We start from the raw sequence: 813 nt of genomic DNA on the forward strand, positions 1-813 counted from the left end.
CTCTTATATACATAGCAAGGACTGCTCACGACATTTGACGTAAGTTGAGTCCACCACCAAGTATTTGTAAGAATTAAATTCATTATTTCACTTTGTATTTGATTACAAATGTAACATACTTTTTTTTAATAATCCAAATTAAAAAACAAAAAAGCGATATATTAAAATTCAATATATCGCTTTAAGTATTATTTTCTTTTTTAATTAAAGAGAAACTACAGCATTTTTCTCTGCAAAGATTTCAGATGTATCATATCCGCTAAAAGCTTCTAAATAAGAGCGGATTGATGTTCCATATCCGTCACTAAAGCCTTGTTGCCCACCACTGTTTAAAAATTTCTTTACTGAACCAGCTCCTCCTAAATGCGCAGCAGCAATGATTCCAGATTCAGTGATAGTAATACCATTAATCCTTTTCCCTTCAAATTTTCTAATCTCATTTCTAAGAATCCACTTGTTTTTTGCTACCAAAGCATCAAATGCTTTTTCTTGTAACAATGGATCATCTAAGAACGTTTTCGTGTCTGTAATACCAATTGATTTAAGTGCTACTTTACCAAATTGATATTTTCCCATGTAACCGAATGAATTAACAATTTTGTATAATCCATATGATTCTCGGACACCTAGTGCCTGCTTGAATCCCATATAGGTCTTTCCTAAAAACGGAATTGCTAAATTATCGTCTCCTTCTATTTGTGTTTCCATTGGATTTACATAAGAAAGAGTCCCTGTAGGAACAATTTTATACTGTTCTAAAAGGCTAATTTCATATTTCTTAAAACCTGAAACTACACCTCCTACTAATAAAGC

General features: G+C 31.9%; 1 protein-coding gene. It reads right to left on the minus strand.

From position 1 onward, the window contains the following. Window positions 1–204 precede the first annotated feature (204 nt). Window positions 205–813 (minus strand): peptidoglycan-binding protein LysM (locus GOQ24_RS16315; protein ID WP_160340172.1); only part of this gene is annotated, 609 nt, incomplete at its 5' end.

The organism is Myroides sp. LoEW2-1 (assembly GCF_009767705.1).
Classification (GTDB): Bacteria; Bacteroidota; Bacteroidia; order Flavobacteriales; family Flavobacteriaceae; genus Flavobacterium; species Flavobacterium album_A.